Source organism: Cupriavidus sp. H18C2 (assembly GCF_049393795.1).
GTDB classification, from domain to species: Bacteria; Pseudomonadota; Gammaproteobacteria; order Burkholderiales; family Burkholderiaceae; genus Cupriavidus; species Cupriavidus pauculus_C.
Window position 1 is genome coordinate 2,702,740 of the sequence record NZ_CP186010.1, and the last position, 25,108, is coordinate 2,727,847.

Here is a 25,108-nt window from a genome sequence, read left to right on the forward strand (position 1 = left end):
ACGATGATGGTTGTTGCGCTAGTGCTCTACTCCACGGGGAAGAATATCGACCCTTCGCCTGATCTCGGCACCAACTCTGCATACAGAGATCTACGCCCGATGATGACAGCGAGCACTGGCCGCTTGTCCCGACGCTGCGCTGCCAACAAAGTCCATTCAGATCTGTCAAGGCTAGAAGGCTGGGGATGGTCTTCCGGGTGGGTATGCCATTCGCCTAAATAGCGGACAGTTCCCTGACTCGCCGTCCATCGCGACAACGCAATAGCCTCATGACCAAACGGCATCCGCTCGAACAGATAGCGAAACCGCTTGTCCCACGCGGTAGGAACCGTCGCCTGCTCAATGAGCAAATGGGCTCCATGTACAGAACCAAGCAAGAGTCCGCCCGCTTCGCAGTCGGCATCACTAGCCTGGATATGCTGACTGAATGTCTCCAGCGTCTGGGTCGAAAAATGCAGCAACCTGCTCTTGTCGCCAGTTGCCCAGGACCCTAGGAATTGCATAGAGGGCAATCATGATCTCGCAGAGGATCGCAGTCAGGCGTGGCCAGATGATGGGTCTGGTCGATCAGCCGGGTCCGCAATGCAGGAGAGTGGACGCCCTTGACCCAATCAAGGGCCATCTCAGCACCCAAGCTGGCTGCCTGCACCGACACCGAAGCCGGAAATGGCACATACAAGCCCTCGCACCCGTGGCCTGCCAAGATGTTAGGCAGAGCATCAATGGTCGAGCGAAGTTCGCCTCTTCTGTGGCTCTGCCATAGGCATCGGTAGCACGCACCCGATGCGTTCGTTCTCAGGAGCGCACGCACAGCCGTTCCCGGCCCTTCGATCCAAACAGAAAGCATGGGCGTGGGAGCCCTGTAGCGGCCGCACAGCCAATGCCCGAGGGATTCTTCGCCGGTGGCATCGATGAGTAGGTCCAGCTTTCCCAGTTGGGCCTGTCTCACGTCCACGGGGAGCGCATGAACCTCGACGCCTGGCGACAAGCGCTTGAGTTCCTTCGCCATCGCCTCAGCCTTGTTCGACAACAGGTCCGGGAAGCCGAGCCGATGCCGTCCGATGTTCTGTGGAAGGAGGCCATCAAAATCCACCAGCGTGAGTTTCCCTCCGCATGATCCTGCCCCGGCCTTGACCAGCATGTCCGAGAGGTATCCGCCGATCGTGCCGCAACCCACAAGTGCGATTCGTTTCCCCGCCAACGTTTTCGACTTGGGGATGTTGCGCTGGGCCAGATACCGGTCATCGATCCTGATCACTGAGACGGGCATTACCTTCAGCCCAAAACTCGAATCCCTGCGATCAGCAAGCTTGGTCTTTTGACTCACTTGGTGGTCAAAGAGCACGGCAAAGCCGTAGGTCATCAGTGGCGATTCGATGATGATCAGGACGCCATTTGCTTTTTTGCTTTGCCCTTCCTTGATTCGTTCGTGAATCTTGCGCCGACACCGTGGGTCCAGGGTGCTTTGCCAAGCCAAGACGTCCCCCACCGTTTCGGGGGGCCAGTGGCTGGTTAGTGGGCGGGGTTGCGCGGTGGTCTTGACCCGGTATGTCAGCACCGTTTTATCAGTGACCTGGTAGCCGAGTGAATGCAACTTTCTTGTTGTTCGATCTTCGTTGTCGGTGATGAACCAGAGTGGATTCCCATTGGCTTGCGCAACGATACAGTTTTGTCGCCCCAGATCTTCGCCTTGCATGTCCACAAAACAAAGCCAGCCGTTCCAGTAGGCAAAGAACTCTTCGGCGAGATCTTCGATCATCTCGCCCTTCAAGATCTGCCCGAGCACCGCTGCCGCCCGTTGCAGGCACGCCAAGGACTGCCCTACAGGATCGTAGATGTCCAGCACGACAGTTCCCTTGGCCAGATAGCAAAGGCCGCCCTCCGCGCCAAGATGAGGAACTGCATTGGGCAGTTCAGGCGGAATTTCGAGCAGCCGAATGCGAGGCAGGTCGAAGAAGGTAGGGTCGAGCTGAACCTCACATGGAATGCCATCGTCCGCGCCGCACGGGATCAACGGCCCCCTCAGCTTGAACCAGCCGTCGTCCGTCTTGCCGACAAACTCGAAGCCTTGCAGCCTGAAGGCTTCGACCACATCGGAGACCACGGCGACGCTGCTCATCCGGCCTTCGTGCGCCCGACCAATTCGCTCGGACCAGCCGTAGCCGGCGCTGCGGCAATGGTGGCGACAACGGATACCACCTTGACCCGGTCCGGCTCGTTCGGAAAACGCGGACCGAATTCGCCTTGCATCCAGACGCAGGCCTGTGAAGGGCTGCCGGCGTTGGTGGCTCCGCGCAGCACTTTTTCGAATGCTTCGAACGCTTTCGCAGCCTCTTCGACGCCCTCTTTACCAAGGCGTGCAGTAAGCGACTCCGACTCATCAACGGGGTTGTTCACCCCCGCGCGCAGCCGGGCCGGCAATGCCGCGACGACATCCAGCAACGCCAGGTCGTCGCGCCGATCCCGCTTCTCGAATAGCGGAGCCGCAGCGGCCATCAACAGAATCGAAGCCGGTCCACCGCTCGACCACCGCCAATCGCGAAACGCCTTCAAGTAGCGAATCACGCGACGGAACTGTTCGCCCTTGGCCTCCACCTCGCCCAAAAACCATTCCTTCACAGGCCTGGGGTCGGAGGGCATCCAGTTGCACTCGCGGTGAGCCAGGAGCACTTTATCAGCGGGCAATGCCGTCCAGGCATCCCGCTCTGCCATGTTCACCGCCTCCGTCAGCGAGTCATAGCCGTATCGCTCCATCGAGGCTTTCGCGAGCGTGACGAATTCTTCGTCGGGGATGGCGTACAACGGAATGTCGATGTGGGCATAGGCCGCAATGACAATCCGGATGCATGTCGGCTTGTCGGTGACAAGCTTCCAGTGCTTCTCCTCGACCAACAGCCTCAAGGCTTCTTCAGCAGCTGCAAAGAACACCGTTGTGGCCCTGCTGGGACGCTTCGTCTGCGAGACAAAACTCAACGGCAGATAGCAACCATCATCGACATCCGCCTGCTGGGGCCGTTGTGCCGGGCCGTTCAAGGTCTTGTACGCCCACGATCCTTGCGTGAAGAAGCGTGGCTGCGGCACGTCGTCCGTGTACCCGCGTTCGCGCAGCACGCGCGGAATTCCGGTGCGAAGGCAGTTCCTGACATCATTTCGGGCGCTGGCGATCCAGGCTCGTTGCTCGGGCGACAGATCCAGCTCGTCATGCATGCAGGATTCGTCATCGACGGTGGTAAAGAAAAGCGGGCTCAGGTTCAGCATTCGGCCTCCGGCACATTCTTGTTGGGGCCGTGATAGAAGGTGGGTGCGCCGGCCTGGTGCGCTCGAAACGGTTGGAAAAGAGGGTCGCCAAGCGCGCGCTGCGCTGCATGATTGCCGCGGTCCTTCAGCGTATTCGTGGCGCCGATGGAAACCCGGTCCAGCGCCTTTACGTCCTTGCTTTGATCGGGCGTGGCCTTGTCGTCGATCTGGAAGTAGTTGCTACCCAACGACTGGCGCAGCATGTAGTCCACCGACGACTCCTGGGCAGAGATCACCAGATCGAACAGCCCTCCGCGCCACTTGCCGAATCCGCGGTCGAGGCTGGCGCCGCCACGGACGGTTGCACCGATCGTCATCGTGCCGATGGACAGCACCCGGACCAGTGCATTCTGTTTCGGCGCGAGGAACGTATTGACTTCGTGCAGCCCGAACAGTCCTGGCGCATTGCCGACCAGTCCTCCATCCGCAAAGACGCCACGATCGTTGCGCGCTAGCGGAAAGTAAACGGGCGCAGCGGCGGTCGCCAACGCCACATCCACGATCCTCATGCGGTGGTCCATCTCAAATGAGGGATGGTGAGGCGTTTTGAAGAACTGGCCGCGCCCCGTCGAGTAGTTGACGGCTGGCACGAGAACGCGGTGCTTCAAGTTGCCGATCGTGGCGTCTTGAAAGCGCTCGGTCAGCACGCCCCGCAACCCTGCGGAGTCGTGCTTGGCGGTCAACCAGAAGCCCAGAAGGCGCCGAGCGAGACTTCGGCAACCAAAGATGCGGGAGCCCTGTCGTTCGAACAAGGCTTTGAGTTCAATGGCGGGGATTTCCGCGGCCAGCCCCAAGGCCAGCATCCCGCCTGCAGAGGTGCCGCAGATCAGGTCGAAGTGAGAAGCGATGGGGCGGCCTAGCACGGCTTCAAGCTCGGCAAGAACCGTCGCTGTGTACAAGCCGCGATAGCCGCCCCCAGACAGGGCGAGCACATGGTAGGTGGGCACGCCCATCATGGCACTCAGCCCTTCGGCGGGAAGGAGTCGTTACCGTGGCTGTCCTTGTCACGGATGCGACCGTCCGGACGGTGGATGACCAGTTCGGACTGCTGGTTGCGTGCGATGTCCCGCGCCGCGTCAATGGCCTGCTGCTGCGTATCGTGCACGGAGGTTGCCCGTTGATTGCCGGCACCCTTGACGGCCCAACCGTCCTGGTGAGGAACTACATGCTGATTTTTGCCTGTCATGGCGAATTTCCTAAAGTTGAACCATCGAGACCCCGGCCAGCCGGCCGGGTTGCCAATGACCACCGGTTGAAGCAAAATTCGTTGCTCTTGCAGACAACGGGCGAGTCAAGCCAAATCAACTTGCTGCAGTCGTAGAACTCACTTCTGTTGTCTGGCTGGACAACAATGTATCAGACTTGGTGCCAAGCTGCAAATGGTGGGATTGGTGCCGCAGAACGCAACTGCTTCGGACCGGACACACACCGTTGTCCGCCGCAGCCACAAGGAACGGAACGGATGTCACAAACAGGCCTGGGCGTCGCCCTCAAGACGCTACGCGAGCGCAGAACCCTCTCATTGCGCGAAATCGGTCAACTGTCTTCGGTGGACCATGCCTATGTCCACCGGCTGGAGTCCGGCGAAAAGACAAATCCGTCAGTGGACTTAGTCGAGAAGCTGCTGAAGGTTCTCAAACCAGGTGAAAGAGATGCTGCGCTGGTGATGTGGCTTGTCGACCATGCGGAGGCCGATCCCCGCCTTGTTGAATTCGTGCTGAACGATCCTTCCATCAGCATCGACATCTTTTCGGCTGCAGCAGGCGTGAGGCATCGTGGAAATACAAGGCCCGATCCCGCGACACTGATCGCCCGGATACAGCGAGCATTCGAGGACGAGGATGACTGAATATGGATGAAGCGGATGTCACACAGAAAGCACGGGCCTTTGTTGCGAAGGTTGATGTGTCCGGCATCCGAGAAGACCTGACGCCCTATGTGGTCGCGGCCAACGCCAAAGTCAAGAAAGAGGAGCTTAGTGAGGGGGAGTCCGGCTACACGATCACCAAGCCGAATGGCAAGCACGTGATCACGGTGAATTCGCTGGAGACAGAAGAACGCCAACGCTTCACCATCTGCCACGAAATTGCGCATATCGTCCTTGCGCTGGAATCGAGCCACGAAGAGGTGCCGTCCTGGTCCTATGCGAAGCGGCATCCGAACGAAATCGCATGCGACACTTTCGCCGCCGAGTTGCTGATGCCGTATCAGCAATGGCTATCGCTTGTGCCCAAGGAAGAACCTTCGCTGGAGCTGATCCAGGGCATGGCGGCGCTTTTCAGCACATCATTTCCCGCCGCTGCGTCGCGGTTCGCCTCCCTCAGCGACATCCCTTGCGCCTTCGTCACCATGGAGCGCGGTGCAGTGCGCTACGCGGCACGCTCCACCAGTTTGCGACAGGCTGGGGCTTGGATATCTCCCAGGTCTGCCATTCCTGTCGGCTCTGTGGCTCACCGTCTCCGTTCTTCAGGCAGCAGTGCTGCCGACACAGATGAGGTTGCACAAGACATCTGGTTCGACAACTGGGAAAAGGGCCTCGATCTCTGGGAACTCTCCAGGCACTACGCACGTACTGACACCACGACCTCGCTGCTCTGGTTCGACAGCGACGATTTACCTGAGGTCGAAGTGAACCGCTTCGGTGTACGCGTCGAGGACGACGGTGGCTTGGCTGAACTCACTGGGCAGCTACCGTGGCCGGGACGCAGCAGGCGCCGCTGAGGCCATTTGCGTTCGTGTGTCTGAGTGGCCACATGGCCTCGAAGATGTAGGGTGGATGCAGTGTCAAAGGTCAAAAGATGTTTGGTGTCGATGAGTCGCCATGAAGAGTGAGACGGAGATTATCTTGAACCGCTTTCACAGATACTTCTTGAACGTCGCCGACGCGATGCACACCGCGACGCCGAGCAGCGCCGCGCTGGGCAGCAGGATCAGCAGCGGATGCACGCTGACCGGCAGCGCGAGGTAAGTGACCCAGGGCAGCACCGCCAGCGGCATCAGGCTGGCTCTCGCCCGGTGGTAGACGAAGCCCGATTCGCGGCCGGCGCCGAAGCCGCGCACGTCGCGGCGCACGAGCCCGTCCACCAGGCCGGTGAAGGCCGCCATCAGGAACAGCGGCAAGGTCAGGACCAGCACCAGCAGCCGCACGAGGAACACCAGCACTGTGTACGCCGAGGCGATCAGGTAGCTCTCGACATGCACGTAGAGCTGACCGATGTAGTAGCGGAAGTCCTGCGCCTGGCTGCGCGCGCCGGCACGCGATTGCGCCGCCGCGTCGCGTATCCAGTCCAGCAGGCCCGTTTTCACGAACAGTCCTTGGTAGGCCCACTCGACGAGCTGGAGGGCGCTGCGCCCCGGCTCCTGCACCAGCACGCTTTGCGTGAAATGCTCCGAGACCTGCGACAGCTCGTAGTTCAGCATGCCCTGCGCATGGCGCCAGCCCTGCTCGGGCCAGAAGAAGTGCATGCCGATGCACTCGATCGCGATGCACAGCACCAGCGAACCGGCCAACACCCCGAACAGCCGGAACGGCAGCGTGATGAGGCCTGCGATCAGGCCCTGCTGGCGAACCTGCTGGCGCTGGACGGCGACGGCGGGGTCGCTCATGCCGTGGCCCCTTCATCCGCGCTGGCCATCTGCTTGAAGTCGGCGAGCAAGTCGTCGGGCAGTGCTTGGTCCTGCAGTCCGGGAAGCCCATTGTTGTCCCACCAATCGCCGGCCTCGACGTAGTGCTGGCGCATGTAGCCGGCCAGCTCCTGCAAATCCTTGGGCATGGCCTCGTCGGGGTCGGGCGCCGGCAAGGGCATGCGCACCTTCCAGAGGTGCCCGCCCTCGATCAGTGCAAAGCACTGGCCCTTGGGCAGCCCGACCACGTGCGCCGGTTCAATCAGCGGCACGCTGTTGCTGCTGATGCGGTCCTGCGTGTTGGAGGTGAAGGCGGTGTTGCCGGTCGGGTCCGAGCTGTCGGTGGCGCCGCTCATCACCGTCGTCGTGTAGACCTCGACCTTGGGCAGTTGCCGCGTCAGCAGTTCGGCCGTGGCGGTCTCGCGCACGCGCAGCATGAACAGGTTGTTGAAGTTGCCCACCACCTGGCCCGCCTTCGCGCGGTTGCCGATGCGTGCCTCGATGTCCGAGAGGGTCTGCGTGTAGGCCGTGACCTGGACGCCCGCGCCGCCGCCCTTGTTGACCATGGGTATGAACTCGTCGCCCATGAGTTCGTTGAACTCGTCGGCATGGACGTTGATGGGCACCTTGATGCCCGTCGCGGCACCCGGCAGGCCGTCGTCGATGCCGAACTTGTAGATGTGACCCGCGACGGATACGAGGTCGGAGAACATCGAATTGCCGACCGCCGCCGCGACTTCCGCGTCCGACAGTGCATCGAGGCCGACATAGACCACGGCCCGCTTCCTGATGATCTGCATCCAGTCGAAGATCGGGCGTGGGTCGGCGAGGTCCGAATAGTTCGGCGCCAGCAACTGCGCGATCTTGCCGGTGGTCAGCTTCTCCAGCAGCGGTAGGAGCGATGCGACGATCTTGTCGAAGTACGTCCTGTCGTAGCGCACCGCGCTGCGCAGGCCGTCGAGCACAGGGTCGTAGATGCGCACCTGCGACAGGTACTGCTCCAGCGCGACGACGCGCTTCTCGCGGCCGATCATGTTGCGCGGGATGTTCTTGTCGTTCAGCTTGGCTTCGAGCTGGACGATGACCTCCCAGGCCTTGGGCTCGTTCCGGGCGAAGTAGTGCTGGGCGTACTCGATGAACAGCGCATCGATGTTGATGACATGGCGCTGGATCAGCAGGTAGTCGGGCCGCTGCCCCAGCTCGACCAACGCCCGCGCGATGATGTTGACGAAGCGCCAGGCGAACTCGCGGAACGCCGCGCTGTTGCCTTCACCGGAAAGCTGGCCGGCGATGCGCGTGGCAACTTCCGAGATGCGTCCGAAGCGGCCCACCGCGTTGTAGCGGGCGCTGATGTCCGGCCAGCCCAGGTGGAAAACGTAGAACTCGCCTTCGCGTCCGGCGCGCTTGGCCTCCACGTACATGCGCTTCAACAGATCCGCATCGCCCTTGGGATCGAAGACGATCACGACCTCGTGCTGTCCATTGACCTTGCGCCGGATGTCCTGCGTGATGAACAGCTCGGCCAGGCGGGTCTTGCCGACGCGCGTGGTGCCTAACACCAAGCTGTGGCCGACGCGCTCGGCCAACGGCAGGGTGACGTCGACCTCGTGCGGCTCGATGCCGTGCAGCCGCGGCAGGCCGCCCACCGGCGGCAGCGGCCGCGCCGGGTTCAGCGGGCTGTCCCAGGCCAGGGCCTTCGCCATCTTGGACAACGGGTACGGCGCGAACTCCAGGCGCTCTTCCATGCGCCGTGCCATCCGATAGATTGCCGTCGGCTCCACGTAGCGACGGAACTCCGACCGATACGTCTGCATCAGTCGGTGCGTGTGACGCTGGTCCCAGTGGAAGCCCCGGCCGACGAACAGCCGCTGCTGGCTGACCGGCACGTCGCGGCTGGTCATCACGTAGCGCGGCAGGCGCCGGATGTTGCGCCGGTAGCGCAGGATGGCCCAGGCGTCGCGAAAGCGCAGCGCGCCGAAGGTGAGGAAAGCGAGCGCGCTGCCCAGGCCCAGCAAGGGACTCAGCGCGAGCGACCACGGGGCCACCAGGCACAGAAACGCGGCGCCCGCACAGACCGCGACGGTGTATAGCTCCACCGCTGGCCGCAGCAAGACTTCGACGGCTTGGGACTGGGGCATGGCGGGTGCTTCACGTCACGTCAGGGCTCGATGCCGGTGGCGGTGATCAGCACCGGGTAGTGCTTGAGCCCCAAGCGCTGCGCCAGCTCGTCGCCCGAGGCCGGCGACAGCATCAAGCCCGGTGCGAGGCGACGCAACGCGGCCAGGGCTTCGGGCGTCGCCACGTTGACCACCAAGCCCACGGCGCGTAGCGCCTGCAAGTCCTTGCCCCGTCGTTGGAGCCAGGCTCGTGAGCGGTCGTCGTCGCCGATCAGGAACAGCGGCGTCAGGCCCGGCGCGCGGATCACGCGGCGCGGCTCGTCGCCGGGTGTCAGCCGCATCGAGCGCACCGGCAGCATGGCCGCCTCGGCTTCGGCCGGGCCGCCAATGCGCGGCTTGGTTTGCGGCGTGGCTGGCTGACCGGGCTGCGCATCCTGCGGATTCAAGGCCCGGTAGTACGGCAGCGCCGAGGTGCCGCCTTTGTCCTCGACCACGATCAGCGGCGGGGAACTGTTCTTGGTAACGGGGCCGCGGTCCTGCGCGTCTGCGGTGGTGGCCAGCAGCGCCGCAGTCGCGGCGACGAGGATGCGGTTCATGGCATGGGACTCCGGGCAGAGGGAAGTGAGGCTCCCGGCCCGAGCACGCGGGTCAGGTGCTGGTGGACGCTGCGGCGGTAACGGGCGGCGGGCGCCCCGCCCGCGGGGCGGTGGTAGCGGCCGATGGCGACCAGCCAGTCCTCGCCCGGCGTGTGCTGCTCCTGCAGGATTTCCGCGGCGATGGCGAGGTTGCGGTATGGGTCGAGCAGCTCGCAGGGATGCGCGTAGCGGTGCGCGTGGTAGCCGAGGTTGACCTGGCCGAGGCCGGCGTCGATGCGGTTGACCGGCGTGCGGGCGAGCGCCCGGCGGATGCCGGCGCAGGCCTCGGCCCGCGTGGCATAGCGTTCGGCGCGGCCGGCGACGTTGAGCGTCCACGGCCACGGGATCAGCCGGCCGCGCAGCCGGGCGCCGCTCTCCTGCAGCGCCACCGCATACAGCACCGGCGACGGCACGCCCGCCTGCTGGGCGGCGAGCTGGTAGGCGGGTGGTGGCACCTCCTGGCCGAAGACGATGGCGGCATGGGCGCTGAGGCCGAGGACCAAGGCCGCGCAGCCTGCACGGCGGGTTACTGCCGCTGCCATTGGCCGTTGACCTCGCGCACCACGGCGGGCAGATCGCCGGGCAGGCCGAGCGACAGCCAGCGCCCGGCGTCATGGTTGAGCGTGATGGTGCGGGAGCGCACGCGGCCGGCGTCGATGCCGGCCTGCGTCGCCCACTGGCGGATGCGGGCGTCCTCCTGGCGGCTGCCGACCATGTAGAGGTCGAAGGCGGTGCCGGCCACCTGCAGCTGGCGCACGCGCTGCTCGCACGACGGGCACTCGGCCTTCACGAAAACCGCCAGCCGGCCCGAGCCCCGGTTGCCGGCGCCCGGCGCCTTCGCACCCGGCATGTTCACGCGCTGCTGTCCCGGATAGAGCCGCTTCCACGCCGCGTCGTAGGCCCGCTGGTAGGCCAGCGTCTTGCCCACGCGCTTCGATTCCGCCTGCACCTGCAGCTCCGCATAGCGGTTGCGTTCCTCGTCGCTGCGCGCCTCGATGCCCAGCGCCGTGAGCGGATCGAGGTTCGGGGAATAGATGCCCAGCGGCCCCTGCATCAGTTGGCGGTAGCGCGCCCACTCATCGGAGCGCAGGCCCCAATCGCGCGCCAGCCGTTCGTCCAGCGCGGCGTCGCTGCTGTTCTGAATCTGGGCGGGCACCGTGCGCGAGGACGCGACCGGCGCCGACTGTGCCGAGGCCGTGCCTGCCGTTCCTGCGACAGCGGCGAGGATGGCGGCGAAGCAGATCGCGGCGTGCTTCATGGCCGGCTCCTACGGCAGCGCGAGGCGCTGGGTCTGTCCATCCACGCGGAACACGGCGGCGCGCGCCTCGATCGCCAGCAGATGCCACGCGCCCACGGCATCGCCTTCGCGCAGCAGCCACACGTCCAGCACCGACGACGCCTTGGGTGCCGCCACCGACAGGAAGCGCTCGCCGCCGCGCAGCTCCACGCCCACGACGTTGAACGGCGGTTCGGGCACCTTGGGCTTGGCCGGCTCGGCGGTGCGCCGGGGTGCCGCGGCAGGCGCGGCGGTTCGCTTCATGCGAGCTTCGAGGTCGCCCATGCGCGCCTGCAGCGCCTGCAAGTCGCCGGCATGGGCGTCTGCGCCCTGGGTGTGCTCCACCTGTGCCAGGCGTTCGTCCAGCAACTTGCGGGCGGCCTCGAAGTCGGGTTGGGTGACGGGCTTGGGCTGGTTCTTCGAGGCCGCCGCCTGCTGTTCGAGTTCGGCGACGCGCGTGTTGAGCGCCTGCACGTGGGCATCCTGGGCGCTGGCCTGGCTTTGCTCGCTCAGGCGCGACAGGCCCACGCTGTTGACCACGGCCAGGATGCTCACGAGCAGCAGCCATGCGGCCGCTGTGATCTTCAACCAGCGCGCGCGGCCGGCGTTCTCGTCGGGAAGCTGCGGGATGGTCATGGCTGGGCCTCCTGGGGCACGTGGGAATCGGCGGGTTCGGCGGCCGGCGCGCTCGGTGCCGGAGCCGCGGGAATCGGGCTTGCGCTCGGCGCACGCGCAGTCGTCACGCGCGTGAAGCACACCGCGCGCGAAGCGTCATCGACGGACAACTCCCAGGCCGGGCCGGCGAGTGCCAGCAAGGCATCGCGCAGCGGCAGCGGCCCGAGCCGCAGGTGCGCCGCCGGCAGCGGCAACGCGTACAGCGCGGTCGCCTCCGTCGCGTCGCAGAGCCGGTAGCCGGTGCGCAGCAGCACGTGCCGAAGGGCATCGCCGACGCTCGCGTCCAAGATCGGCGGAATCGAAATCTCGATCACCTGTCGCAGCAGGTCGCGCTGTGCCGGTTCCGGCACCATCTCGACCAGCGTGTAGCGCCCGTAGCGGGCCACCGGGATCAGGCCCGGCTCGGGCTCCGGGGCGATGGTTCTGACCAACACCGCAGGCTCGGGGAGCGAGTCATGGACAGTGGGAGGGCTCGTCGTGCCCGTGGCGGCGCAGCCGGTGATGAGCACGCAGCCGGCCAGCAAGGCAGGCACAGCCAAGCGGTGAGCGACGCAGGTGAGTGGTTGCATGGGGCAATTCCCTGGAACACGGAGCCCTCACCATCGCCGCCGCGAAGCGTTCGGGCAGCAAACAAAGGGAACTGGCAGGCGCCCGACTTCATCGCGCGCCATCGATGCACGGAAAAAAGAAGCCGGCGCCCCGAAGGGCAGCCGGCGTGGGTGGGTGGATCAGGCCGCGACGAGTTGCCGGGCCAGTGCCACCTCGACGGAATCACCGTCCTGGTTCAGCACGTCCAATCCCGACTCGGGCACGTCTCCCGACGTGCTCTGCGAGACCATGATCTTTCGCGCCATCAGCCCCAGGCAGGTCATCTGCGAGGAAGCCGCGTAGCCGAGGTAGATCACGCGAACCGGCAGCTTCTGGCCGATGCGCCATGAGCGCCGGGCCGCCTGCTGCAGGCTGTAGACGTTGTAGCCCGACTGCATGAACACGATCGTCGGAAACTCCAACAGGTCCAGGCCGGTTTTCACCAGCTCGGGGTTCGTGATCAGCACGTCGATGCCGCGGTCCAACTGCTCGGCGATCCAGTCCTCGCGGCGGGAGGCATCCACGCTTGCGCGCAGCACCGCCACCTTGAAGCCTTCCTGCTCCAGCAGCACCTTCAAGCGCGACGTGGTGTCGCGCGTGCCGGTGTAGACCGAATAGACCAGCGTCTTGCGACCCGCAGCCTTCTCCTGCTTGCAGATCTCGATCAGCTCGCGCTCCTTGGGCATCACCTCCAGCTCGTTGAACTGAGCCGGAACGAAGGCCAAGGTCTGGCGTGTGCGCGGGTGCACCACCGTCTCCGACCGGAAGCAGCAATCCGGCCAGGCCAGCAGCACGTTGAGGACCACACCGAGCAGCGTCGTGTCGCGCTTGGCCAGCGCCTGTTTCAGCGCCGAGGTCAGACGAAACGACAGATCGCGATAAGCCGCGGCTTGCGCCGTGTCCATCGCCACCTCGCGGAACTCCTCGTCGTAGGACGGCAGCACGTTGCCGCCGATGTCCTTCAACTTGAGGAATACCGTGAACGGCAGGACGCAACGCAGCACGCCCTTCGGGCCGAAGCCCGGCGCCTTGACCGTGCGCACCGAGACCTTGCTGCCCTTGGCCGTCTTGTGCGCCGTGCCCGTGCTCTCGGAATAGATGTCCTTGAGGATGCCGTGATCCCTCATGAACGCCATCGCGGCCGAGGTCATGCTGCCGCTCTTGGTCGGGCGGTAGCCGTCTTCGATCATTCGCCCAGGCAGGGCTCGGAACAGCAGGTGGAACAGGTCGTCGCCGTAGCCGCCCATCAGCGTGCCAGTGAGCAGCAAGGCCTTGCGCGCCTTCGCTGCGAGCACGCCCATGGCCTGGCCTTGGGCGCTACCGCCGTTCTTGTACTCATGCGCCTCGTCGGCGATGAGCAGGTCGAACGTGCCTTGCGGCAAGTACCTTTTGATGAATTCGCTGGGCTGATACCCGCCCTCGCCGAAGCCGAACTCCATGTTCGCCATCGCCCGCTCCATGCGGTGCGCCTGACGATCCGAGAACACCAGCTCACCGTTGGCATCCATGAGGTTGATGAACTCGTGGATGTTGTCGCCCAGCATTGAGGCCAGGAAGCCGTCGCCGAACTTCTTCATCAGCTTATGCGCCGTGACCTCTCCGATGGTCGGGATGCGCTGCAAGGCTTTGAAGACGGCCGTGGACTGGTCGCTGGCGGACAGGCTCCGCGGTCGCATCAGCGTCCACAGCGGTGCGGCGCAATGGCTGCACCGGCGGCGGTAGTCCTCGGCTTCGAGTTCGACCGGGTTGATCGGCTCGCCGTCGAGATTGGTGATGACCTGGCCGCAGTCCGGGCATGCGCCCACTTCGCCGTGCCGCGTGCGCCGCACGTTGAAGACGGGCTTCCAGTGGAAACCCATGCGCATCCGCACGCGACCGAGAACGTAGAACTCCTGGCCGCGTACCGGCACGCCCAATTGCTCGCGCAGTTTGATGAGCTTGACCAGCGTGTCCGGGCCATTGAGCACCCAGACCTTGGCGCCGGCCACCGTCTCCTGGATTTCCCGGCGCCATTTGTAGACCAGGTGAGGCGGCGAGAGGATCAGCGTGCGGCGATAGCCTTCGGCGTGCAGCACGGCCGCCGTGGCGATGCCGACCGTGGTCTTGCCGCAGCCCATCTCGCCATTGACGATCGCGGCGCGTTCGCCGCGGTCGGCCAGCAGCTCGGTAACGGCATGCACCACCTCGGCCTGCGCGCCGAACAGCTTGCGCTTGAGACTGGCCAGCACGAGCTGGCGATGCGGCCGGGCCTGGCCGGTGTAGACGGGAGGGTTGGCGCGGTTGAGCGAGTCCAGCAGCTCGTCGCCGAATTCGGCAACGAAATCCTGAAGGCTCATCGCCAGGGGAGAAGCAGTCGCTTCGAGCACGTCGCTCTGGACGGGCGTGCCATCAGCGGCGGGAACGACTTCGGTATCGAGGGACATGGTGATGCTCCAAAGAAGATGGGGCATGCACCTCCCCCTGCGGGGCGATGGCATGCCCCGGGGTGGGAAGAGAAGAACGGCGCGAAGCCGCAGTGGAAGAACAGATCGACGGCGACCGTCAGGGAACAGCGATCAGCGGATGGTCAACACCTCGCCGCAGGTCGGCGAGCCTGGTGTCATGTCCCAGGCACGGATGACCGGCACGAACTTGTCGGTCAGGATGCGCGTCTCGGCCACGGAACCGTCGTCGCGCTCGGTGTACTCCGTGTGCAAGGTCTTCTCCTTGTGGGTGTCGCCTTTGACGACGAGCACGCGGCCCGTCTTGGACTTCACCACTCCGGAGATCGCACCTGCGGCGAGTGCCAAGGCGAGATGCCAATGCGATAAACCTCGCGCCGGGGACCGCAGCGACTGCTGCGCGGCGCCCAGGTGCGTGTCGAGCGTCGGCCAGAGCCCTTGCAGTCGGCCGACTTCCTCGGCGAACTGCTCGGGCTCCATCGTCACGCGGTAGAAGTGCTCCGGCTCGGCCGTGGCAGGCACCGTGTAGGGCAGGAACGGCCATTCGACTGGCAGCTCTTCCGCTTCGGCGTCGCCAAGACCTATCTGCAGCAGCAGCGCGCGCGTGGCCTTGACAGACTCCGATGCCTGGTCGCGCTGGCGAACCTTGCGACCGAAGATCACGACCTGCTTGAACTGCGTGTCCACCGCGCGGTAGATGCGCAACTCGGCGAAGTGCCGGGTCAGCCATCCGACCAGCTCGGCGTCGAGCACGTAGTGCGGGACGATGTAGATCAGCACGCCGCCGTACTGCAACAGCGGCAGCGCCTTCTGATAGAACAGCTTTTCCAGCCGAGCGCGGCCCTGGCCCTGGTAGCCGACGTTGCCGTTGGTGTCCTTGGACAGGTCGCCATACGGCGGGTTGAGCCACAGCAGGCCGAAGCTCTGCCGGCTGATCAGTGTGTCCATCAGGTCGCCGTGGATGCAGCGATCGACCAGTTGCCGGGCATGGCGTGCGCGCTCGGCCTCGTACTCGACGGCGAAGGCCTGGACCTGCTCGCGCCCGAGGGCGTGCGCGGCTTCGGCGATCGCCACGCCTTCGCCGGCGCAGGGATCGAGGATGCACAGCGGCCCGGCCGAGGCCTCGGCGGGCGCCAGTGCGGTGAGTGCTCTTTCGAGCGTGGGTTCATCCGTGGGGAAGTACCCGTTCTTGACGAAGTTGCGGGCGAGCCGCGGGAACATGAGGGCCATGGGAATCTCCTGGCATTGAAGATGAAGGGATGCGGACATGCGCGCGTGCATGTCCGGTGAAGGAACCTCAAGCCACCGCTTCGAGCGGTTGCGCCGAGGGGGTGCGGCTGGCGGGTGCGCCGCCGACGAGCGCGCCGCTGCGGATCAGGCCGCCCAGCACCTCGGTCAGCGTCGGCACGTCGATGGCGAGCCGATGGCCTTCCAGAGGCCCGAGGGCGAACGGCAGGCGCGTCAGCATCGACTTCGCCTGCAGCAGTTCCAGTACGCTGTCGCGCCAGGGATCGAGAAGCGGCAGCGGGCACGTGTCCCGCACCAGCGTCCACAGCCGGTCGAGCCGGTGCGTGGAATCGCGAGGCAGGAGCGCCAGTGCGCTGGCGTTGGCCTTGTCGGGTTTGACGCAGCGCCGATCGAACAGCCAGATGTTGGTCAGCGAGCCGAACAGCGTGCGCCGGTAGGCGCGTGCGCTGCGTTTCTCCAGGTTCTCGACGTTGCCGACGAAGACCGGGATGCTGGCGCCCTGCTCGGTGATGACGTGGAACTGATCCAGTCCCTGTTCGTCCCGGCCCAGGGTGAGGCGGGCCAGGAATTCCTGGACGGCGGTGTCGCGCGCCCAGAGGGAGATGAAGACCAGGTTGCCGTTCTCGTCACCGACGACGCCATCGGCCATCAGGTCGGGGCATTCGTCGATGCGATAGAGCGTCTTGGGGGAAGAAGGTGCAGGCATGGTGATGTCCTCGAAGTGAGCGGAGACAGCACCAACCGCGAGGGCAGTCACTGCCCCAGGGGGATGGAAGAAGACGCGGTGAGCGTCGTGGTGAAGAATCAGACCGTGCGTCGCAACGCACCGTAGCCTTGAAGGTCTGGACTACCTGGGCATGTTGTCGGCAACGCCGACGGACATGGGACATAGCCTGCGCCAAGGTGCGCCTACAGCGGGAGCGGAAAACCGACCCAGCGTCCAACCCTGTTTGCGCTGGCGCATCGCCCGCGGCCTGGAAGGACGGCCATAAAAGAAAACCGCCCCGGGAACACCGAGGCGGCAAAGATGACTGCTTGGCTCAGGGAGGAAAAGCCAGGGAGGTATGCAGTCGAACCGCAATTTTCGCGGCGGCAGCGAATTGCCGCATTAGGGTTACACCGAACCAAACTGAACGTGGTGCGCTGGCAGCACAGCGCCGCCAAAGAAAAAGCGGACCATGCCGCGAGGCACGATCCGCTTGTGGGTCAGGCTTTGAGCTGACGCAGGCCATCCGCGAGCAGCCAAAGCGCCCGGTTGAGCCGGACGTTCTGGTCGATGCCCTGAACGGGTCGCGTGCGCTGCTGGCGCCCGTTGGCGGCACGGCCAGTCAGGCCGCCCTTGACCAGGTTCTCCTGAACCCGGTTGAAGACCGACCAAAGATCGGCACGGTTGTCGTCGAAACGACGAGGCCGCAGGATCTGCGTCTCCGTGATGGGCAAGGCCTTGCCCGACTCGTCGTACTTCAAGGTCAGCGCCGACCTGGCGAAGACTTCGGCCTCGCCGTCGTCGAGGGTGATGACGCGCATGGCGTCGCGCGAGTCCTGCACGCGCTCGAAGCCGTGCAGCACCTCGTAGGCGCCTTCGATCACGTGATCGGTGACGTTGCCCTTGTGGGGCACGCGCACGTCGGCGAAGGTGTCGCCGCACACCAGGCCGTTGTGGCAGACGAATCTGAACATGCCCGCGAGCATCTGGTAGCTGCTGGTGCCGTCGTGCGAGTTGAGCAGGATGATCTCGTTCGCCTCGGCGCCGTTGATCTGGCTGGCGTGGCGAAGGCGCAGCATGTGCTTGGTGTAGTCGCGGCGATCCTCGTGTCGCACGCGGGTCTGGCACACCATGAACGGCTGGAAACCTTCTCTGCGCAGTTCGGTCAGCACAGCCGCCGTGGGGATGTAACTGTACCGTTCGGAGCGGCTTTCGTGCGGGGTGTCCGCGAAGATGGATGGGGCCACGGTGCGAATCTGATCGTCCGACAACGGATGGTCGGCGCGCAGCACCGGGGAACGAGGGGCGAAGCGAGATGCGAGTTGCATGATGATCTCCTTGCGGAATGGAGCAATCGGCATCCAGCGGCCGAGGCCGGATGCGTGCGATTGCGTAGGACGAAGAAAAGCCCTGCTGAACAGGGCCTGATGAAAGGGATGAAGAAGTGCGCCGCGTGAAGGCCGGCCTATGGGTTCGGAACCGGCTCCCAGCCGCGGCTGTGCGGGTTGAAGCAAAGCGCTTCCTGGCCTTTGAGGATCGGCGTGAAGCCGTCGAGAAAGACGTGTCGCAGGTACAGCGCGCGGTAGGTCAGTGCCTGCCACGCCTGTTCTTCGCTCAGGCCGTTGGCGATGAAGTGCTCGCGCAGTTCGTCGTCGTCGGAAACCTCGTTGTTGGCCAACTGGTCTTCGACGAAGCGAAGCAGCTCGGGCGGCAAGGACGACATGAGGGTGTCCATGTTCGCCTCAGTCGGTGGCTGCATCGCCGGCCGCTTTGCGCGTCGGCTGCTGGTGGAAGGCATGCACCCTTGCGCGCCAGGTGGCGCAGCGCTGCGGCGCCATGTCGAGATAGCGCAGCGGGCACGAGTAGTAGTACGGGTGCTCGGCCTCGACCAGGAACTTGTAGCCCCATTCGCGGCCCTCGCTTTCCAGCAGATGGCAGCCGATCAAGGTGGCCGACTCGCCGGGTGCGAGACCCAGGACGCCGGCCTGCTTGGCGGTGACGCGCGCCACCGTCCACAGCACGTTGCCGACCAGCGTGTGGTCGATGACCTCACTGCGCGACCGCTCGGTTTCCTCGGTTGCGGTCAGCTCGCGGATCAACTGATCGCGCGTCAATCGAACGAATGTCCAGCCCATGGAATGACTCCTGTGAGAAAGGGCCGGAGTCCTCCCGCCGGGGAAGGAGCCCCGGCGGGTGGTGGAAAGCCGCAGGCATGCGGCGTGAAATGGCGATGGGATCAGACCCTGGTGAGGTGCCAGTCCTGGGACAGCGGAGCGAACTCGTAGCCCAGGTCGCCGAGGCGGTCGCGCTGCTGACGCAGCACGCGCCGATCCACGGTGGCATCGAGCTTGACGACATCGCCCAGCGGCCAGAGTGTGCCGAACAGCGCCGCGTCGCCGTCGTCGTCCGCATGGGCCGTAGCCTCGGCAGACGCAGCAGCCGGCTCGCTGCCGAACGGCGTGGTATCGACCAGCGGGTCGCGCGAGCTGCGCGCCTTCTTCCGGCCGGCCGCCTTGGGGGCGGTCGTCGGCGTCGGCGTGGCGGTCTGCGCTTCCTCGTCGATCGGATCGACTTCCTGCGGACTCAGCCGGCGGGCGTCGTCACGGCTCAGGGCGTCGATGTTGGACAAAGTCATCCCACCCAGGAGGGCGCGGATCTCAATGACCATGCGGCCGTTGGCGGTGTACGTGGACGGGCGAATCTCCGCGATGGCGAAATCGCCCTCGTACTTGCCTTCGGCGTACTGGTCGAGTTCGGCGTTCTTCACGACGAACTCGCCGATGGAGGTCGCAAGGCGCCCGACGTTGAAGTCGCCGTTACGGCCGTGGATGGTCTTGATGGCCAATTGGCCGGGAATGGTGATCATGAAGAACTCCTGCGGACGAAGCTGCGATCACGCACACGGCCGTCATGGCGACGGTCGCATGCGCACGCGAGTGGGAGAAGACAAAGCCCCGGACTCAATTCAGAGTCGGGGCCTTGCGGATCAGAACGACTCGGCAACTTCCAATGCAGGCGCATCGGCAGTGGCTTCGTCGGCAGCTTCGGCGGCGGGCCTGGCGGGCTCGAACGCAGCGGCTTGCGGCTCAGCGAACGTCGCGGGGACATCCGTGTTACGCACGTCGCGTTCGTCGCGCTGGTCGGCATCGGTCGGCTTGGGCTCGGCCTTGTAGACGAGCTTGCCGTCGACCTTGATCCAACTGACGAACAGCAGGCGGGCCTTGAAGCTCACCCCCTGCTCGCCGGCACGCTTGCCCTTGGAGTAGGTGAAGGTGTCGGCCCACAGGTCGCCCAGACGGAAGCCGATCATCACTTTCTTCTCGGCATCGACCGCTTGGATGCAGCGGCGCACGAGGTGCTGCGCTTCGGAGCCCGAGACGCGCGTGTCGAAACGCACGTAGGCCACGTCATCGCTGGGGCCGTTGAGCGCCGCGATGTCGCAGGCCAGGAACGCATCGCCTTTCTTGGGCTTCACTTCGCGGATGCGATTGAGATACCCGAGTCCGGTGATGTGCAGGTCGAAGTAGGACTTGTCGGTGGAAGTGGTCATGGTGAATCTCCTGAGAACAATGAGGCGGAGACACACCCGACCCAAGGCGGGGAAGGTGTGGAACCCCCGCGTGGGTTGAAGGAACAGCTTGGGTGGCATCACCATCGGGAGAACCGATGGCTGTTCGCGCTGGGATGCCGGAGCGAACTGGTTGATCAACGCGGTCGGAACCGCGTCGCAGTCTTGAAGATCGAGACTGCCTGGGCATGCTGCTGACGGGCGTCAGCGGAACATGGCGGCAGCGTGGCGCCAGGCGCGCGCCCGCGCGAGCGGCAATCGGCACCGGCGGCTGTCCGCATTAGTGGCACCCTCTCGCCACCGGGTTGGGCAGGTACTGCCGCTTGCGGACCAGCATCTCGAAGGGCTCGCCCGCGCGGCTGGCGGTATCGAAGTCCACCACCACGAAGCCCGGTTCGATGGGCCGGTACTCCAGCCAGTGGATCGGCACTTGCCAGTGCTCGGCGCAGTCGCGCACGAAGCGCAAGGTGGCTTCCACTTCTTTTCCGGTGTTGGCGAAGCAGACGACGGCATCTGCGGGCAGGCCGCCGTTGGCTTGCAGCACGCGCCAGAGCATGTACGCGCTGGTGCGGCCGCCGCTGAAGCTGATGCAGGTCGGTTGCTCGATCTTGAACGGGTCTCGCATGCAGGCGTCACCAGGCGGTGGCACCGGCAGATGCCGGCGTGAGCGGCCCGAGCCGGACTGGAGACGAGCGCGTGCGATGCGGCCATGGGCCGCGGCACGAGATAAAGAGAAGCCCCCGTGAAGGGGGCTGGGAAGCAGTACGGTCAGTGGCCGGCCGGTGCAGCGGATACCGCCTGCATCGACAGGTGCGTGACCGTGGCCGACACTTCGAGGTCGTCCTCGCTGTGCAGGATACGGGTGAGGACCCGTTCCTGCAGGGCGAAGAACTCGCCGAAGTCGTCGCCGCCGAATTCGGCGCGCGCCAGTTCCCACCAGTCGTCGAACGCATCGACATCGGGGTTGCAGCCCACGGCGTAGGCGATGGTCTTGCGCCGCCCATCGGGCCGGCTCTCGCCGTGCTCGGCCATGAAATACACGCCCTGGTCCTTGACCAGGATGACGCGGCACTGGTTGGCCGCCGCCTCGGCAAGCACGGGCCGAAGCTCGGTGCCTTTGAATCGAACAGTCATGGAAGTGGTCTCCAACGGTGAAGGAAGAAGGTTTCCCGCCGCGAGGACGGGAAGCCGCTTGGGGACGTGAGGGGATCAGTGCTGGACGGGCTTGCGACCGGACAGGCGCTGTACGCGGATGAGGCGCCAGCTCCCGTCGTCGATCAGCCGCTCCAGCACCTGGCCCAAGGTGTCGAAGAACACTTCATCGACCCGCTCGACCAGCTCGCCTTCGCGATGCAGCTCCACCGCGTAGGTGTCGAGGCCGCGTTCGTAGAGCACGGTGACGCGCCCCTGGAACTTCGCCGAAGCGACGGTGAAGCCGATGGCCGGCGGCGTGGCGATGATGTTGCTGGGGCTCGGATCGACCACCGTGAAGTCCCGCGCGCCGGCATCCACCAGCAGGTGCGTGATGCGGCGGAATCCATCGGGCGCGGGCAACTGCTCCAGTTGGTGGATCAGCTCCTGCAGCTCGGGGCACTGCGGCTCGGGGATCGGCAGCTTGGCCGGCGCGGAACCCAGGATGAGCCGCTTCACCGTGTACGGCTGGCCGTCGGCGGTGAACTCAGTGCTCTCCTCGGGCGTATCCGCGCGCAAGCCGTCGAAGCGGCGCCGCGCATACGGTTCGACCTGCACCTTGGCGCCTTCGTCGGGCACGTCGGTGACGAGGGCCTTGTCGAGCACCGCGAACTCGGCCCGCCCCGTCTTGACGACGATGGCCTCGTCGGTGGTGGCGATGACCTTGCCCTCGAAGGGCTTGGGATCAACGTGGAAGCCCAGCGTCGAAACCTTGGGCTGGCCGTCGAAGATGTTGAACTTGAAGCTGCGGACGTTGGAAGGCACGTGGCCGCGAACCAGCGTCGGCATCTGTGCGCGGATGGCTTGGGTATCCATGGAAGACTCCTTGTGGCAACCAAGGGACTTCCGCCCGCAAGGGAGGTGTGTCCCTTGGGGGTGAGGTGGATGGACGCGACATGCGCCCGGAGAAGGAATAGCAACCAGCACGGCGAACCGTGCCGCAGCCTCGAAGGTCTCGACTGCCTGGGCATGCTTGCCGGCAACGCCAGCGAACATGCGAGCAGCGTGCGTCAGGCGTGGGCCAGCGACGCGGGGGAATCGGCACTGCGCGTCCACCGGCTTCGTCCAGAAAGAATACGAGCCCCGCGTGGGGGCTCGAAAGGTGGTGTCAGTCGTCGTAGATCGGCAGGCCGTCCAGCACCTGCGCATCGGCATCGAAGACCAGCATGCGCACGTCGGCGAGCGCGGCCAGGTGCAGCACGTGCATGAGGGATTCCGGCATGCCCTTCTTGCGATGCTCCTGCATCAGCCGCTTGGCCGTGATGCCTTCGACCGCGCGCAGGTTCTCGTCGGTCCAGGGCGTGGCGATCAGCTTCAACCCGATGGCCGGGCCGTACGGGATGCGGAAGGCGACGAACAGGAACAGCGTCGGCGTGGCGATGTCCGCCAGTTCGGCGAGGAAGCGGTGTGCGTCGGCGTCGAGGTGCGCGCTGCTGATTTCCCAGCACCGGCTGTAGTAGCCGGTTTCATAGCGCAGGCGCCGCACGACTTCCCGCGCCGCTTCTTCGGAGTAAGTGTCGCCCACGTGCAGTGGCTTGCCGTCTTCCTCGGCCATCACGGCATAGACCACGTTGCGGGCGAGCCCGTGGCTGCGGCATTGCGCCTGCAACTCGTTGGGGACCACCTGGTCCTCGGTGATCAGCACGAAGTCGTCCGAGAAGATGCAGGCCCGCCGTTCGACCTGGCTGTCCGGCAGATTCGACTGCGAAGGATGCAGCGGCAGGTAGGTCAGCGGGCAGTCGTCGTCGTAGGAGATGGCGAGCAGCCGCTGGACGGACAGGCCGTCGTAGCCGCGGACAAAGGGATTGTTGTTCGAGTAGGACATGGGATTTCTCCAGCAGGGGATGGCCGAGGCAATCCCCTGCTGGGGATTGAACCCCAGCGGGTGGATGAAGTGGCAGCCGGTCAGCCGGCAGCGGTAGAGGACGGGTCGCCCAGCGCCTTCAACAGGTCGAGCAGGCCGCCATTCGCAAGCTGGTACAGGCGGTTGTAGTCGTCGCCGGTCGGCGCCTGCTCCAGGCGATCCAGCCGCGCATCCAGGTTGAGGATGCTCTGGTGCACGTTGCGGGCGATGCTCAGCGCGGAAGGTTTTCCGGCCGGCTTAGGTGCATCGAGCACCGAAAGGACTTCAGCGGGCGATGGGTAGCGGCAGTCGGGTCCGTACTCGACCGGGAACACCTCGCGCCCGGTCAATCCGGTATTCGGGGTTCCGCTGCTGACATGCAGCACATACTCGTCGGGCACATCATTGCCGGCGTAGTCGAACACCACGATGCGCGGCTTGCGCACGTCGGCCGGCCAGCCTTCAAGGATGACCGCATCGATGTCGTCGTCGGTCACGAGCAGACCGATGGAAAAGTCAGGGGACATGAATCACTCCTTTCAAGAAAAGGAGGGACATGGCCCCATGCAGGGACGCATGTCCCTCGTGGGGTGGGAAGAAAAGAAGAACGTCGGCAGGCCGCAGCGCGGCTCACCAGCCGTTGTAGTTCAGCGTCAGGTCGGCGACGACCTTGCGCCGTTCCAGGTCGAGGCCGCCCAGGTCGGACAGACCCTCGAAGCCGCAACGCTTGAGCATCGCACCGCCCTCGCGGGCGTTGTAGAAGCTCACCATCGCGGACAGGAACATCCGCTGGTCGCTGCTCAGGACGCCGAGGGCATCGTTGAGCATCAGCAGCTTCGGCCGCAGATCCCACTTGGTGGTGGCACGCTGCAGGCCTTCGCGGGTGCCGTCGCCGAACCATTCGGCTCCGGCGATGTCGACGCCGCGTTTCCACGCCTCGAAGAAGGCTTGGGGCGCGGCGGCGAAGTGCTGGTGTTCCAGCTCGATCTGATCAAGTACCTCTTGAGGCAGGGCACGGTTCATGACATGGGCTCCTGGTGGTTGGACATCACGGGTGGAGGCGCTGCTGCCAGCGGCCCGTTTGCAGGGCGTGCTCGGCGGCGTGGTGCGAGCGGAAGTAGCTGACCGACTCCCGCGAGACCGGGCCGTCCGCATCGGCGGTGCCGATGTAGTGGCCGGCTGCGCTGCACAGCACTTGCAGGGGCAGGCGCTTGCCGACGCAGGCCAGGGCCTGGTAGCCGATGGATTCGGCTCGGGCCTGTTCAGCACTCAAAGGTGCCGATGCGAGCGCAAGGGACATGGTTTTCTCCTGTTGGTTGAAGACCGGGAGCACCACGCCCTGACGGGAGCGGATACCTCCCGAAGGGTTGAACATGAAAAGCACCCGCGTCGTGGCGACGCGCGTCCGCGGTGGTCGGTGCGAAGCGGACTGGATCGGTCAACGCGGCGAACCGCGTTGCAGCCTTGAGGACCGGGGCTGCCAGGGCATGGTGCTGACGACCGTCAGCGACACATGCGGGAAGAATGAAAGCGCGGCGGCACTCCGTCGCTGATCAAACGGAACCGAACGCCGTCCAGTTTGGGCCGAGCGCTGGCAAGAGCAGCGATGCACGATTCCGTTCGCCCACGACAAAGGCGCCGAAGCCTCGCAAGGCTTCGGCTGGAGAGAAATCAATCCACCTGTGGGCTGCAAGCAGGCCAGGCCATCGTCAAAGCCATTCGCTGCGTCAGCAATCTCACCCGGCCCGTTTCGTGGCTGGGGGCCGGAATCCTCTGGCGTGCATCCACACACAAAGGGAGCCCGTTGTTCCGCCGGCGGGCACCGGCACCGAATACCGTCGACCGCAAGCGGTCTCCTGGCGCCTCGCAGTTTTGCACACCAAGGCGTCAGGAGACCGC

29 protein-coding genes are annotated in these 25,108 nt (G+C 65.1%); 2 read left to right on the forward strand and 27 right to left on the reverse strand.

The genetic code is table 11. The annotated features are described in order from the left end of the window. Positions 1 to 26: 26 nt before the first annotated feature. From EPAKOI_RS12195 to EPAKOI_RS12215, 5 genes are read right to left on the reverse strand one after another with little or no spacing between them, the layout of a single operon-like run. Positions 27 to 503: a Mov34/MPN/PAD-1 family protein gene (locus tag EPAKOI_RS12195; RefSeq protein WP_003454794.1), complete on the reverse strand. Its 477-nt coding sequence runs from the start codon at positions 501 to 503 to the stop codon at positions 27 to 29. Beyond that, positions 491 to 2,119, reverse strand: a complete 1,629-nt coding sequence (locus EPAKOI_RS12200; RefSeq protein WP_003454796.1) for a ThiF family adenylyltransferase — start codon at positions 2,117 to 2,119, stop codon at positions 491 to 493. Before EPAKOI_RS12200 ends, EPAKOI_RS12195 begins: the two co-directional genes overlap by 13 nt. Next, entirely contained in the window at positions 2,116 to 3,258 is a 1,143-nt protein-coding gene (locus tag EPAKOI_RS12205) for a CBASS cGAMP synthase (protein ID WP_003454798.1), read from the reverse strand. Before EPAKOI_RS12205 ends, EPAKOI_RS12200 begins: the two co-directional genes overlap by 4 nt. Further along, positions 3,252 to 4,253, reverse strand: a complete 1,002-nt coding sequence (locus EPAKOI_RS12210) for a CBASS cGAMP-activated phospholipase (protein WP_003454800.1) — start codon at positions 4,251 to 4,253, stop codon at positions 3,252 to 3,254. The genes EPAKOI_RS12205 and EPAKOI_RS12210 overlap by 7 nt, the downstream gene beginning before the upstream one ends. A gap of 5 nt (positions 4,254 to 4,258) precedes the next feature. Beyond that, positions 4,259 to 4,483: a DUF2188 domain-containing protein gene (locus EPAKOI_RS12215; RefSeq protein ID WP_003454802.1), complete on the reverse strand. Its 225-nt coding sequence runs from the start codon at positions 4,481 to 4,483 to the stop codon at positions 4,259 to 4,261. Between the two features lie 276 nt (positions 4,484 to 4,759). Here EPAKOI_RS12215 and EPAKOI_RS12220 point away from each other — a divergent pair, with 276 nt between their 5' ends. Further along, positions 4,760 to 5,146: a helix-turn-helix domain-containing protein gene (locus tag EPAKOI_RS12220; RefSeq protein ID WP_003454804.1), complete on the forward strand. Its 387-nt coding sequence runs from the start codon at positions 4,760 to 4,762 to the stop codon at positions 5,144 to 5,146. 2 nt (positions 5,147 to 5,148) lie between these two features. After that, a complete protein-coding gene (locus EPAKOI_RS12225) occupies positions 5,149 to 6,018 on the forward strand; it encodes an ImmA/IrrE family metallo-endopeptidase (RefSeq protein ID WP_003454806.1) in 870 nt (289 codons plus the stop codon). Positions 6,019 to 6,153: 135 nt separating this feature from the next. Here the strand turns inward: EPAKOI_RS12225 and EPAKOI_RS12230 are convergent, their stop codons facing one another. The 22 genes from EPAKOI_RS12230 to EPAKOI_RS12335 all read right to left on the reverse strand — a co-directional run bounded on the left by EPAKOI_RS12230 (position 6,154) and on the right by EPAKOI_RS12335 (position 24,509). Further along, the gene (locus EPAKOI_RS12230; protein ID WP_004265580.1) at positions 6,154 to 6,903 is read right to left on the reverse strand and encodes a TIGR03747 family integrating conjugative element membrane protein; all 750 of its coding nucleotides are present in this window, start codon (positions 6,901 to 6,903) and stop codon (positions 6,154 to 6,156) included. Continuing rightward, the gene (gene traD / locus EPAKOI_RS12235) at positions 6,900 to 9,059 is read right to left on the reverse strand and encodes a type IV conjugative transfer system coupling protein TraD (RefSeq protein ID WP_004265579.1); all 2,160 of its coding nucleotides are present in this window, start codon (positions 9,057 to 9,059) and stop codon (positions 6,900 to 6,902) included. Before traD ends, EPAKOI_RS12230 begins: the two co-directional genes overlap by 4 nt. A 20-nt stretch (positions 9,060 to 9,079) precedes the next feature. Then, positions 9,080 to 9,634 carry an integrating conjugative element protein gene (locus tag EPAKOI_RS12240; protein WP_004265578.1) on the reverse strand — a complete coding sequence of 185 codons (555 nt, stop codon included), beginning with the start codon at positions 9,632 to 9,634 and terminating at the stop codon, positions 9,080 to 9,082. Next, positions 9,631 to 10,215 (reverse strand): transglycosylase SLT domain-containing protein, encoded by a 585-nt coding sequence (locus EPAKOI_RS12245; RefSeq protein ID WP_016451647.1) that lies wholly within the window; start codon positions 10,213 to 10,215, stop codon positions 9,631 to 9,633. The genes EPAKOI_RS12240 and EPAKOI_RS12245 overlap by 4 nt, the downstream gene beginning before the upstream one ends. Continuing rightward, positions 10,200 to 10,931 (reverse strand): TIGR03759 family integrating conjugative element protein, encoded by a 732-nt coding sequence (locus EPAKOI_RS12250; protein WP_004265574.1) that lies wholly within the window; start codon positions 10,929 to 10,931, stop codon positions 10,200 to 10,202. The genes EPAKOI_RS12245 and EPAKOI_RS12250 overlap by 16 nt, the downstream gene beginning before the upstream one ends. Before the next feature lie 9 nt (positions 10,932 to 10,940). Further along, on the reverse strand, positions 10,941 to 11,585 hold the full coding sequence (locus tag EPAKOI_RS12255; RefSeq protein WP_004265569.1) for a hypothetical protein: 645 nt from the start codon (positions 11,583 to 11,585) through the stop codon (positions 10,941 to 10,943). Beyond that, a complete protein-coding gene (locus EPAKOI_RS12260) occupies positions 11,582 to 12,193 on the reverse strand; it encodes a PilL N-terminal domain-containing protein (RefSeq protein ID WP_016451646.1) in 612 nt (203 codons plus the stop codon). Before EPAKOI_RS12260 ends, EPAKOI_RS12255 begins: the two co-directional genes overlap by 4 nt. A 159-nt stretch (positions 12,194 to 12,352) precedes the next feature. Next, positions 12,353 to 14,635, reverse strand: coding sequence for a helicase-related protein (locus EPAKOI_RS12265; protein ID WP_016451645.1), 2,283 nt, complete (start codon positions 14,633 to 14,635; stop codon positions 12,353 to 12,355). A gap of 132 nt (positions 14,636 to 14,767) precedes the next feature. Next, on the reverse strand, positions 14,768 to 15,883 hold the full coding sequence (locus EPAKOI_RS12270; protein WP_004265560.1) for a DUF6094 domain-containing protein: 1,116 nt from the start codon (positions 15,881 to 15,883) through the stop codon (positions 14,768 to 14,770). 67 nt (positions 15,884 to 15,950) lie between these two features. After that, the gene (locus tag EPAKOI_RS12275) at positions 15,951 to 16,607 is read right to left on the reverse strand and encodes a hypothetical protein (RefSeq protein ID WP_004265557.1); all 657 of its coding nucleotides are present in this window, start codon (positions 16,605 to 16,607) and stop codon (positions 15,951 to 15,953) included. Between the two features lie 500 nt (positions 16,608 to 17,107). Next, entirely contained in the window at positions 17,108 to 17,935 is an 828-nt protein-coding gene (locus tag EPAKOI_RS12280; protein ID WP_004265548.1) for a DUF932 domain-containing protein, read from the reverse strand. A gap of 137 nt (positions 17,936 to 18,072) precedes the next feature. Then, positions 18,073 to 18,342 carry a hypothetical protein gene (locus EPAKOI_RS12285; RefSeq protein ID WP_003454871.1) on the reverse strand — a complete coding sequence of 90 codons (270 nt, stop codon included), beginning with the start codon at positions 18,340 to 18,342 and terminating at the stop codon, positions 18,073 to 18,075. Positions 18,343 to 18,349: 7 nt separating this feature from the next. Beyond that, positions 18,350 to 18,742 (reverse strand): hypothetical protein, encoded by a 393-nt coding sequence (locus EPAKOI_RS12290; RefSeq protein ID WP_003454873.1) that lies wholly within the window; start codon positions 18,740 to 18,742, stop codon positions 18,350 to 18,352. Positions 18,743 to 18,843: 101 nt separating this feature from the next. After that, positions 18,844 to 19,473, reverse strand: a complete 630-nt coding sequence (locus EPAKOI_RS12295) for a DUF3275 family protein (protein ID WP_003454876.1) — start codon at positions 19,471 to 19,473, stop codon at positions 18,844 to 18,846. Between the two features lie 120 nt (positions 19,474 to 19,593). Further along, positions 19,594 to 20,157 (reverse strand): STY4534 family ICE replication protein, encoded by a 564-nt coding sequence (locus EPAKOI_RS12300; RefSeq protein WP_003454879.1) that lies wholly within the window; start codon positions 20,155 to 20,157, stop codon positions 19,594 to 19,596. A gap of 298 nt (positions 20,158 to 20,455) precedes the next feature. Further along, positions 20,456 to 20,800, reverse strand: coding sequence for a hypothetical protein (locus EPAKOI_RS12305; RefSeq protein WP_003454883.1), 345 nt, complete (start codon positions 20,798 to 20,800; stop codon positions 20,456 to 20,458). Between the two features lie 143 nt (positions 20,801 to 20,943). Next, the gene (locus EPAKOI_RS12310) at positions 20,944 to 21,309 is read right to left on the reverse strand and encodes a DUF3085 domain-containing protein (RefSeq protein WP_003454886.1); all 366 of its coding nucleotides are present in this window, start codon (positions 21,307 to 21,309) and stop codon (positions 20,944 to 20,946) included. Positions 21,310 to 21,384: 75 nt separating this feature from the next. Further along, positions 21,385 to 22,182: a hypothetical protein gene (locus tag EPAKOI_RS12315; protein ID WP_003454887.1), complete on the reverse strand. Its 798-nt coding sequence runs from the start codon at positions 22,180 to 22,182 to the stop codon at positions 21,385 to 21,387. A gap of 292 nt (positions 22,183 to 22,474) precedes the next feature. Continuing rightward, complete coding sequence (locus EPAKOI_RS12320; RefSeq protein ID WP_016451644.1) at positions 22,475 to 23,191, reverse strand: hypothetical protein; 717 nt, start codon at positions 23,189 to 23,191, stop codon at positions 22,475 to 22,477. Positions 23,192 to 23,271: 80 nt separating this feature from the next. After that, entirely contained in the window at positions 23,272 to 23,736 is a 465-nt protein-coding gene (locus EPAKOI_RS12325; RefSeq protein WP_004265538.1) for a hypothetical protein, read from the reverse strand. A gap of 103 nt (positions 23,737 to 23,839) precedes the next feature. Then, positions 23,840 to 24,232 (reverse strand): hypothetical protein, encoded by a 393-nt coding sequence (locus EPAKOI_RS12330; protein ID WP_423192308.1) that lies wholly within the window; start codon positions 24,230 to 24,232, stop codon positions 23,840 to 23,842. 25 nt (positions 24,233 to 24,257) lie between these two features. Next, positions 24,258 to 24,509: a hypothetical protein gene (locus tag EPAKOI_RS12335; RefSeq protein WP_003454891.1), complete on the reverse strand. Its 252-nt coding sequence runs from the start codon at positions 24,507 to 24,509 to the stop codon at positions 24,258 to 24,260. Between the last annotated feature and the right edge of the window lie 599 nt (positions 24,510 to 25,108).

Excerpts from the sequence above, each read along its gene's own strand:
- EPAKOI_RS12335 (WP_003454891.1), bottom strand. The coding sequence starts at position 24,509 with ATGTCCCTTGCGCTCGCATCGGCACCTTTGAGTGCTGAACAGGCCCGA.
- EPAKOI_RS12250 (WP_004265574.1), bottom strand. The coding sequence starts at position 10,931 with ATGAAGCACGCCGCGATCTGCTTCGCCGCCATCCTCGCCGCTGTCGCA.
- EPAKOI_RS12265 (WP_016451645.1), bottom strand. The coding sequence starts at position 14,635 with ATGTCCCTCGATACCGAAGTCGTTCCCGCCGCTGATGGCACGCCCGTC.
- EPAKOI_RS12285 (WP_003454871.1), bottom strand. The coding sequence starts at position 18,342 with ATGGACACCCTCATGTCGTCCTTGCCGCCCGAGCTGCTTCGCTTCGTC.
- EPAKOI_RS12310 (WP_003454886.1), bottom strand. The coding sequence starts at position 21,309 with ATGACTGTTCGATTCAAAGGCACCGAGCTTCGGCCCGTGCTTGCCGAG.
- EPAKOI_RS12215 (WP_003454802.1), bottom strand. The coding sequence starts at position 4,483 with ATGACAGGCAAAAATCAGCATGTAGTTCCTCACCAGGACGGTTGGGCC.
- EPAKOI_RS12230 (WP_004265580.1), bottom strand. The coding sequence starts at position 6,903 with ATGAGCGACCCCGCCGTCGCCGTCCAGCGCCAGCAGGTTCGCCAGCAG.
- EPAKOI_RS12290 (WP_003454873.1), bottom strand. The coding sequence starts at position 18,742 with ATGGGCTGGACATTCGTTCGATTGACGCGCGATCAGTTGATCCGCGAG.
- EPAKOI_RS12260 (WP_016451646.1), bottom strand. The coding sequence starts at position 12,193 with ATGCAACCACTCACCTGCGTCGCTCACCGCTTGGCTGTGCCTGCCTTG.
- EPAKOI_RS12275 (WP_004265557.1), bottom strand. The coding sequence starts at position 16,607 with ATGCCTGCACCTTCTTCCCCCAAGACGCTCTATCGCATCGACGAATGC.
- EPAKOI_RS12220 (WP_003454804.1), top strand. The coding sequence starts at position 4,760 with ATGTCACAAACAGGCCTGGGCGTCGCCCTCAAGACGCTACGCGAGCGC.
- EPAKOI_RS12305 (WP_003454883.1), bottom strand. The coding sequence starts at position 20,800 with ATGCGAGACCCGTTCAAGATCGAGCAACCGACCTGCATCAGCTTCAGC.
- EPAKOI_RS12330 (WP_423192308.1), bottom strand. The coding sequence starts at position 24,232 with ATGAACCGTGCCCTGCCTCAAGAGGTACTTGATCAGATCGAGCTGGAA.
- EPAKOI_RS12280 (WP_004265548.1), bottom strand. The coding sequence starts at position 17,935 with ATGCAACTCGCATCTCGCTTCGCCCCTCGTTCCCCGGTGCTGCGCGCC.
- EPAKOI_RS12200 (WP_003454796.1), bottom strand. The coding sequence starts at position 2,119 with ATGAGCAGCGTCGCCGTGGTCTCCGATGTGGTCGAAGCCTTCAGGCTG.
- EPAKOI_RS12320 (WP_016451644.1), bottom strand. The coding sequence starts at position 23,191 with ATGTCCTACTCGAACAACAATCCCTTTGTCCGCGGCTACGACGGCCTG.
- EPAKOI_RS12225 (WP_003454806.1), top strand. The coding sequence starts at position 5,149 with ATGGATGAAGCGGATGTCACACAGAAAGCACGGGCCTTTGTTGCGAAG.
- EPAKOI_RS12210 (WP_003454800.1), bottom strand. The coding sequence starts at position 4,253 with ATGATGGGCGTGCCCACCTACCATGTGCTCGCCCTGTCTGGGGGCGGC.
- EPAKOI_RS12205 (WP_003454798.1), bottom strand. The coding sequence starts at position 3,258 with ATGCTGAACCTGAGCCCGCTTTTCTTTACCACCGTCGATGACGAATCC.
- EPAKOI_RS12300 (WP_003454879.1), bottom strand. The coding sequence starts at position 20,157 with ATGACCACTTCCACCGACAAGTCCTACTTCGACCTGCACATCACCGGA.
- EPAKOI_RS12255 (WP_004265569.1), bottom strand. The coding sequence starts at position 11,585 with ATGACCATCCCGCAGCTTCCCGACGAGAACGCCGGCCGCGCGCGCTGG.
- EPAKOI_RS12240 (WP_004265578.1), bottom strand. The coding sequence starts at position 9,634 with ATGAACCGCATCCTCGTCGCCGCGACTGCGGCGCTGCTGGCCACCACC.
- EPAKOI_RS12295 (WP_003454876.1), bottom strand. The coding sequence starts at position 19,473 with ATGATCACCATTCCCGGCCAATTGGCCATCAAGACCATCCACGGCCGT.
- EPAKOI_RS12325 (WP_004265538.1), bottom strand. The coding sequence starts at position 23,736 with ATGTCCCCTGACTTTTCCATCGGTCTGCTCGTGACCGACGACGACATC.
- EPAKOI_RS12270 (WP_004265560.1), bottom strand. The coding sequence starts at position 15,883 with ATGGCCCTCATGTTCCCGCGGCTCGCCCGCAACTTCGTCAAGAACGGG.
- EPAKOI_RS12245 (WP_016451647.1), bottom strand. The coding sequence starts at position 10,215 with ATGGCAGCGGCAGTAACCCGCCGTGCAGGCTGCGCGGCCTTGGTCCTC.
- traD (WP_004265579.1), bottom strand. The coding sequence starts at position 9,059 with ATGCCCCAGTCCCAAGCCGTCGAAGTCTTGCTGCGGCCAGCGGTGGAG.
- EPAKOI_RS12195 (WP_003454794.1), bottom strand. The coding sequence starts at position 503 with ATGCAATTCCTAGGGTCCTGGGCAACTGGCGACAAGAGCAGGTTGCTG.
- EPAKOI_RS12315 (WP_003454887.1), bottom strand. The coding sequence starts at position 22,182 with ATGGATACCCAAGCCATCCGCGCACAGATGCCGACGCTGGTTCGCGGC.